This window comes from Coprococcus sp. AF99-45, from assembly GCF_027663865.1.
Classification (GTDB): domain Bacteria; phylum Bacillota; class Clostridia; order Lachnospirales; family Lachnospiraceae; genus Allocoprococcus; species Allocoprococcus comes.
The window spans coordinates 160130-168776 of the sequence record NZ_JAQDGZ010000006.1 but is presented as its reverse complement, the minus strand read 5'-3'; the positions used below and the strand labels follow the sequence as shown (position 1 = coordinate 168776).

General features: G+C 42.8%; 7 protein-coding genes. 1 reads left to right on the top strand and 6 read right to left on the bottom strand.

The genetic code is table 11. The features are described 5' to 3' along the window. The coding region (locus PGR14_RS07260; RefSeq protein WP_270223186.1) for a hypothetical protein at nucleotides 1-245 on the top strand (245 nt) is incomplete at its 5' end. A gap of 201 nt (nucleotides 246-446) precedes the next feature. Here the strand turns inward: PGR14_RS07260 and radA are convergent. The 6 genes from radA to glmM all read right to left on the bottom strand — a co-directional run bounded on the left by radA (nucleotide 447) and on the right by glmM (nucleotide 8617). Next, nucleotides 447-1805, bottom strand: coding sequence for a DNA repair protein RadA (gene radA / locus PGR14_RS07255; protein WP_055156105.1), 1359 nt, complete (start codon nucleotides 1803-1805; stop codon nucleotides 447-449). Between the two features lie 157 nt (nucleotides 1806-1962). Beyond that, nucleotides 1963-2373: a hypothetical protein gene (locus tag PGR14_RS07250; protein ID WP_008368562.1), complete on the bottom strand. Its 411-nt coding sequence runs from the start codon at nucleotides 2371-2373 to the stop codon at nucleotides 1963-1965. A 101-nt stretch (nucleotides 2374-2474) separates the two neighbouring features. Beyond that, entirely contained in the window at nucleotides 2475-4922 is a 2448-nt protein-coding gene (locus PGR14_RS07245) for an ATP-dependent Clp protease ATP-binding subunit (RefSeq protein ID WP_055260845.1), read from the bottom strand. Nucleotides 4923-4947: 25 nt separating this feature from the next. Further along, entirely contained in the window at nucleotides 4948-5322 is a 375-nt protein-coding gene (locus tag PGR14_RS07240) for a GntR family transcriptional regulator (protein WP_055260843.1), read from the bottom strand. 197 nt (nucleotides 5323-5519) lie between these two features. Next, entirely contained in the window at nucleotides 5520-7070 is a 1551-nt protein-coding gene (gene hcp, locus PGR14_RS07235; RefSeq protein ID WP_416387178.1) for a hydroxylamine reductase, read from the bottom strand. 200 nt (nucleotides 7071-7270) lie between these two features. Further along, a complete protein-coding gene (gene glmM / locus PGR14_RS07230; protein ID WP_270223182.1) occupies nucleotides 7271-8617 on the bottom strand; it encodes a phosphoglucosamine mutase in 1347 nt (448 codons plus the stop codon). Between the last annotated feature and the right edge of the window lie 30 nt (nucleotides 8618-8647).

Here is an 8647-nt window from a genome sequence, read left to right as displayed (position 1 = left end):
ATGGTATCTTACCACGCCTTTCCGGAATTGTCAATGTTGTTTTTGTATTTTGTACAATTCAGAATATTCTGACATTTTTGTGCTTCAGTTCAGTCTTACGTTTAAGTAAGCTATTTCCTTACTCGCCAGAATCGAAATCTTTAAAGACCTTTAACTTTTATAATTTCGTAATTGCTATGATACCAGGGTCAAAAGGTCAGAAAGCCGATGCAAGCTTGCTTGCAAGAGAATTTTTGAGCTCTTGACCCGCCAAAACCATGAGTAAGTAGCCATTTTTCAGAGAAAAATGAGCGGATTACGAGTGTTTGTGAGGATTGCGAGAGTGCAGAGCAGGTAGCAATCTGGGATCAAAGGGGTCAAAATACCTTTTGACTCCAACATCATTGCTATGTAAAAGAGGGAACAGAAATTATCACATCTATCCTGTTTCCTCTTTACATGTTCTCCTACTCAATCAGTCCGATTGCCTCGTTAATGCTTTTCACTCCAATGATTTTGATCCCACCAATACTCTTCACGCTATCCAGAGATACTTCCGGCACAATACACGTCTCAAATCCAAGCTTCTTCGCCTCTGCCACCCGCTGTTCCGGCATATTTACCGCACGGACTTCTCCACTTAATCCAACTTCTCCAAACACAATCGTCCGTTCATCAAATGGTCTGTTCTTATAGCTTGATACGATCGCCATCACGATTCCAAGGTCTATCGCGGGTTCATTGATCTTGATACCTCCGGCAATATTCACATAGGCATCATAATTTCCAAGATGATATCCAATCCTTTTTTCCAAAACCGCCATCAGAAGGTTCACCCTGTTGTAATCTGTTCCTGCTGCTGTTCTTCTTGGCATTCCAAAATTGCTTTCGCATACCAGCGCCTGGATTTCCAGCAAGATCGGACGTGTTCCTTCCATAGAACATGCCACAACAGATCCAGATGCATTTTCCGGGCGCCCATTCAGCATAAATTCTGACGGATTTTCCACCTCCCGAAGACCATCTCTTCGCATTTCAAATACACCAATCTCATTCGTCGAACCAAAACGATTTTTCACTCCTCGAAGAATCCGGTAAGATGCATGCCTGTCTCCTTCAAAATACAGAACCGTATCTACCATATGTTCCAATACTCTTGGACCGGCGACAGTTCCTTCTTTTGTAACATGTCCGACAATAAAAATCGAAATCCCAAGCCCTTTTGCAAGCTGCATCAGCGTATTTGTTGCCTCTCTGACCTGCGACACACTTCCCGGTGCGGAACCGACTTCTTCACTGTACATTGTCTGAATCGAATCAATGATCACGGTATCTGGTTTTTCCTTTTCAATCACATTGCGGATCAGTTCCAGATTAGTCTCACAAAGCAAAAGCAGATGATCATTAAATTCTCCCATCCTCTGTGCACGCAATTTAATCTGGCGAAGCGATTCTTCCCCTGATATGTACAAAACCTTTCGTTCTTTTTTTGCCAGTTTCTGACACACCTGCAGGAGCAGCGTTGACTTACCGATTCCCGGATCACCGCCTACCAGAATCAGGGAACCCGGTACGATTCCGCCTCCCAGTACACGATCCAGTTCTTTAATCTCGGTTGTCACCCGCTCTTCATTCTCTGTCTTTACTTCTGACAATGGTACAATACGAATCTCTTTTGCCGCTTTAACTGCTGCCGTATTCGACGTTGTCACACACTCTTCCACGAAAGAGTTCCATTCCTTGCACATTGGGCACTGTCCCAGCCATTTTGATTCTTCATGCCCACAATTCTGGCAGAAAAAAACCGACTTTTTTGCCTTCGCCATATTCCATCTCCTTATATATCTTAAAAAATTACCAACTGCTTCTCTTGCCTGTTCCCAGTTTATATACTTTCGGTAAAGAAAGAGCCTGCCGAAGCAGACTCTTTTACTTTTCTTAAATACCTATGTACTTCAAACAACTCTTGCTGTAATCATTGTCCTACTTTCTTACAACCTTGATCTCAACGCTTTCTTTTCCAAGTTCCGCACTTACACTAAGCTTTGCGCTTAAGTTTGTCTTCATATCACCAACATTCATATCATTCATATATACGATATAATCTGTATCCGGTTCAAGTTCCAGTGTGATCTGTGCATCTCCTGTCCCTGATACCTTGAATGAGATCACATCTTCTGATACTTCAAAATGCTCTACTGCAGTTCCCGGAACAGATTCATATACGAACATTCCATTCTTTTCAAGCTTTGTAATCTCTTTAAATGTCTTTACTTTATATATATCTCCCTGAAATTCAAATCCATCCTTTTTTGTCTTTGTATCCAGAGTGTAATCACCGAAACTGAGTGTTCCGTCTAATTCACTTCTGATAAGCTCTTTGACTACTGTCATTGTTCAAATCCTCCTAATGGTCTTTCTCTTTCGACTTGTGGACTGTGAATTTTCCACATCCGAACCGTTTTTCTTATTATATAATAAAACTTCTTCTTTTGCTAGCTGTTTATCTCTCTGACTGTAAATTTTATTTCCTTTTTAGAAATACCGGCTTCCACATGGTCTCCACGTTTGATCTCACCATTCAAAAGTGCTTCCGCAAGTTTGTCTTCCAACTGGCTCTGTACTGCCCTTCTCAGCGGTCTTGCACCATACTTCTTGTCACTTCCGGTCTCAACGATATGCTTCTTCACAGAATCACGCACAACCAGTATAATTTCAAGCTGCTCTTTTGCTCTCTGCACAACTTCTTTACACATCAGCCCTACGATTTTCTTCATATTGTCCTCATTCAGCGGATGGAATACGATGATCTCATCAATACGGTTCAGGAACTCTGGGCGGAATAACTGCTTTACTTCGTCCATCACATTTGCTTTCATACGCTTGTAATCCGCCTTCTGGTCTTCCTGCTGGGTAAATCCAAGCTTCTTCGGTTCAATGATTGCCTTGGCACCTGCATTGGATGTCATAATGATAACCGTATTGCGGAAATCTACTTTTCTTCCCTGCGAATCCGTAATATGTCCGTCATCCAGTACCTGAAGTAAAATATTAAACACATCCGGATGTGCTTTCTCAATCTCATCAAACAAAATGACAGAATATGGATTTCTGCGTACTTTTTCGCTGAGCTGTCCGCCATCCTCATGTCCCACATACCCCGGAGGCGATCCAATCATCTTGGATACACTGTGCTTCTCCATATATTCGGACATATCTACCCGGATCATATCCTCTTCATTGCCAAAGAGTGCTTCTGCAAGAGCTTTGGAAAGCTCTGTCTTTCCGACACCTGTAGGACCAAGGAATAAGAATGAACCAATCGGACGTGCCGGATCTTTCAATCCCACTCTTCCTCGTTTTACCGCTTTGGAAAGTGCCTGGATTGCCTCTTCCTGACCAATCACACGCTTCTCCAGTGTTTTATCCAGCTTTTTCAGGCGTTCGCTCTCAGATTCATTCAGTCTTGTTACCGGGATTCGTGTCCACATGGAAATTACATCCGCAACATCTTCTTCAGTTACCGGAACTTTTTTCTTTTCATTCTTTTTATTGAAACGCTTTTTCGCCTGCTCTAATTTCTTTTCTGCTTCCTTCTGTTCTCTATGGAGCTCCGATGCTTTTTCAATATCTCCTGCTTTCAGCGCCGCTTCTTTTTCCTGCTCCAGCTTTCCACAGCGGATTTCTGTCCCAACAATATTCTCCGGCACTTTAAATCCACGAAGTTTTACTTTTGAACAGCTTTCATCCAACACATCAATTGCCTTATCCGGAAGGAAACGGTCATTGATATAACGGCATGACATATGTACTGCCGCTTTCAATGCATCCTCTTCGATCTCTACATCATGATGAGCCTCATATTTTTCTTTCAGACCTTCCAGGATCCGGATACACTCGTCTTCTGTCGGTTCTTCAACCGTAACCGGCTGGAATCTTCTTTCCAGAGCTGCATCCTTCTCAATATACTTGCGGTATTCCGTAAGAGTTGTTGCACCGATCAGCTGCATCTCCCCTCTTGCCAGAGATGGTTTCAGAATATTGGATGCATCAATCGCGCCCTCTGCACCACCGGCACCGATAATGGTATGAAGTTCATCTAAGAAAAGGATAATATTACCCGCCGTCTTTACCTCACGGATCAGTTTTTTCATGCGCTCTTCAAATTCACCACGATACTTGGAGCCTGCAATCATCCCCGGAAGATCCAGCACCATGATCCGCTTATCTTTCATGCTTTCCGGAACAATTCCTTCCGCGATCTGTCTTGCAAGTCCTTCCACGATTGCTGTCTTACCGACTCCAGGCTCTCCCACAAGGCACGGATTATTCTTGGTCCGTCTGCTCAGGATCTCCATGACACGTGCAATTTCTTTTTCACGTCCAATAACCGGATCCAGCTTTCCTTCTCTTGCTTCCTGTGTCAGATCCGTACTGTACTGGTCTATAATTCCGCCAACAGTTTCCCCATCCTTCTGATTTTCCATATACTCTTTCGGATCAATTCCCGCCGCAAGCAGAAGATCCTGAAAAAGTTTTTGAATATTTACATTCAGGGTCATCAACATACGGGTAGCCACACAATCTCCATCTTTAAGCATTGTAAGCAGAAGATGTTCGGTTCCGACTTTTTCAGATGCAAGCTGCACTGCCTCATTCTGGCTTTCTTCCAGAATATATCGAAGTCTCGGACTGTACTCCAGATGCTTTCTTTCCTTCTTAGCTGCCTCAGGAGCAGATACAAGGATATCCATTGCTTTTTCCATCTGTTCTTCATCGACTTTATTCTTATCAAGCACCTGCCCTGCAACTCCGGTAAAAACCCTCTTAAGCCCGAAAAGAAGATGTTCTGTCCCAACATATGGATGCTTCAGTTCGGCTGCAATCTTCCGTGCCATATTCAGCGCTTCCTGCGCCTGCCTTGTATATTGCTTTTCTGCCATATAATTTTAGTCTCCTTTTTTCAATCTATCTTTGTTCATAATCTGCATAGATCTCGTCTACCAGTTCATGAACTTCTTCTTTCGTAATGTTTTTGCAACTTCCTTTTGCCAGAAGTACCCGAAGCTGCTCTTTCAGATCCTGCAAAGCTTCCAGCTTATCTTCATCAATACAGATCACCGCACCTCTTCGTCTGTCAAGCTGAAGAAAACCTTCCTGCCGCAGGACATTGTATGCCTTATTCACTGTATGCATATTGATTCCGATATTATCTGCCAGCTGTCTCACAGACGGCAAAGTATCTCCTTCATGAATCATCGAAGTGGCAATTCCCATAATGATCTGATTCCTGAGCTGTATATAAATCGCCTCATCACTGTTAAAATCAATTTCAATCAGCATAAAACGCACTCCTTTTTTCTATTGTACCGGCATCGCCATTGTTATATTTATGTTAGCACAGACGACACTTTTTGTAAAGGAAACAGTATGTAAAAAAGCACTACCTCTTCTTACTCACACTTTTTTGTGCTTTCCGTTTCAGAAGTAATGCTTTTCATTTCTTATTTCCGATTTCTTTCTCTCACGTTCAAACCTCTTCAACCTAAAATATTCTTCAGATCCTCATCTACTGTACTGATCGGGGTAATCTGATACTCTTGTACCAGGTAATTCAGAACATTCGGTGACACAAACGCCGGAAGCGTCGGACCCAGATAAATATTTTTGATTCCGAGCGCCAGAAGTGTCAGCAGAATCGCAACCGCTTTCTGTTCATACCATGACAGGATCATAGACAGTGGAAGTTCATTTACCTCACACTCAAACGCTTCTGCAAGAGCAATTGCAACTTTAATCGCACTGTACGCATCATTACACTGTCCCATATCCAAAATTCTTGGAATCCCCTCAATTTCTCCGAGCCTCAGATCATTCAATCTGTATTTTCCACATGCCAGCGTCAGGATGATCGTATCCATCGGTGTCTTTTTCGCAAATTCCGTATAGTAGCTCCGTCCTGGTGCTGCGCCATCACAGCCTCCGATCAGAAAGAAATGCCTGATTTTCCCCTGCTTTACCAAATCCACGATCTTTCCTGCATTTTCCAGAACTGCGTTGTGTGCAAATCCGGTCATCACGGTTGTTCCTCCATTAATCCCTGTCATCGGATGATCTTCCGGATATCCACCGCATTCCAATGCTTTTGCAATAACCGGCGTAAAATCTTTGTCCGCACCAATATGAACCATCTCCGGATAAGACACCACCGAAGTTGTAAACACCCGGTCTGCATAGCTCTGTCTGACCGGCATCAGACAATTTGTCGTAAATAAAATTGGCGCAGGAATATTATGGAACTCAAATTGCTGGCTCTGCCAGGCCGTTCCGAAATTGCCTTTCAAATGCGGATATTCCTTTAATTTTGGATATCCGTGTGCCGGAAGCATTTCACTGTGCGTATAAATATTGATGCCTTTATCTTTGGTCTGCTCCAGAAGCAGCTTCATATCATGCAGATCATGACCACTGACTACAATAAACGGTCCCTTTTCTATCGTAAGCGGAACTTCTGTCGGAATTGGATCTCCATAGCTTTCCGTGTTTGCTTTATCCAGAAGTTCCATGCAGCGCAGGTTGATTTTACCTGTTTCTATGACTACCGGAAGCAGTTCTTCCATCCCTTTTTCTTCTCCCAGAATCCTCATTCCCTTATAAAAGAAATTCATAATCTCCGCATCCACATATCCCAGTGCCCATGCATGATAAGCATATGCTGCAGTCCCTCGTAAGCCAAACAAGATCAATGACTTTAACGAACGGATATCTTCCGGTGCCTCCCAGATCTTCTGTACATTATAAGCATCTTTTCCTGGTTTTCTGTTTTCTGCTTCTTCTCTGATCTCATCTGACAGTTTTTTCACTGTATCACTGTTGAAATTTACATTTGTAATCGTGGTAAACAGACCTTTTAACATCAGTTCATCCGAAGATCTGCTTCTTTCATTTTCTGCAACTGCCCTTGCCAGCCGGATCAGTTCACCAGTCAGTTCATCTTGAAGATTTGCTGTATCCGACTTTTTCCCACATACACCTGTATGTCCTTCGCAGCCCGTGTTATGAGCGGTCTGCTGGCATTGAAAACAAAACATTTCCTCCATTTCTTTTTCCTCCATGTTTTTTTATTAGCATGTCAAAATATAGAAAATCTATACCGGAAGAACATTTTTCTTTATTATTCAAATAATATTTTTTCAAACATCCAGACTATGGTTCGCAAACTAAAAAAGGATAGCCCCACAGACTTTCATCTGCAAGCTATCCTTTTCTGCACGATTCTATTTCAGATTTTTTATTCTACGATGAGTCCTTCTTTTTCAATCACATCGATTACCTGAGTCACATACTTTTCGCAAAGCTCGTCCGTCGCCGCTTCAACCATGACACGGATTACCGGTTCCGTTCCACTTTCACGGACAAGGATTCTTCCGTCATCTCCAAGTGCTTCTGCAACTGCATCGACTGCTTTGACCACTTCCGGATTCTCCCTTGCTGTCTTCTTATCTGCCACACGCACATTTTTCAGAAGCTGTGGATAGATCTTCACTTCTTCTGTCAGCTGTCCGAGGGACTGTTTGGTCTCCATGATAACTTCCATCAGCATCAGAGAAGTCAGAATACCATCTCCTGTCGTTGCATGCTTACTGAAAATAATATGTCCGGACTGTTCACCGCCCAGCATGAATCCATTCTTGACCATGTTCTCATAGACATATTTGTCGCCGACCTGTGTCTTTTCGTACTTCATGCCAATCTTGTCGCATGCTTTATAAAGTCCAAGATTCGACATGATAGTAGTAACGATGGTATCGTCTTTTAACTGACCATGTTCTTTCATATATTTGCCACACACATAAAGGATCAGATCCCCGTCAACAACATTTCCATTCTCATCAACAGCGATGCAGCGGTCCGCATCTCCATCGTATGCAAATCCGACATCCAGACCATTTTCTTTTACATATTCCTGGAGCACGTTAATATGTGTAGAACCACAATTTGTGTTGATATTGGTTCCATCCGGCTCATTATTGATCACATAAGTTTTTGCTCCAAGTGCATCAAATACGCTTTTGGCAATACTTGATGAACTTCCGTTGGAACAATCCAGTCCAACTTTCACCTCTTTAAAAGAACGGGTTGCCAGACTGATCAAATGTCCGATATAACGGTTTCTTCCTGCTGCATAATCTACGGTTCTTCCGATCGCCTCTTTTTTAGCAAGCGGAATTTCTCCGGATTCCTCATCAATATAAGCTTCCACTTTGGCTTCTACTTCTGCTTCCAGCTTCTGACCTTTACTGTTGATCACTTTGATTCCATTATCATAGTACGGGTTATGGCTTGCAGAAATCATGATTCCGCAGTCAAAATCTTCGGTTCTTACCACGTAAGACACGCTTGGAGTTGTCGTCACATGAAGAAGATATGCATCTGCTCCTGACGCAGTAAGTCCTGCCGCCAGTGCATATTCAAACATATAGCTGCTTCTTCTGGTATCTTTACCGATCACGATTCTTGCCTTGTGTTCCTGTCCGTAATACCAGCCAAGATAACGTCCTACCTTAAACGCATGCTCTACCGTCAGTACTACATTGGCTTCTCCACGGAATCCATCTGTTCCGAAATATTTACCCATAATTATTATCTCTCCTCCGGCTTAAAGCCT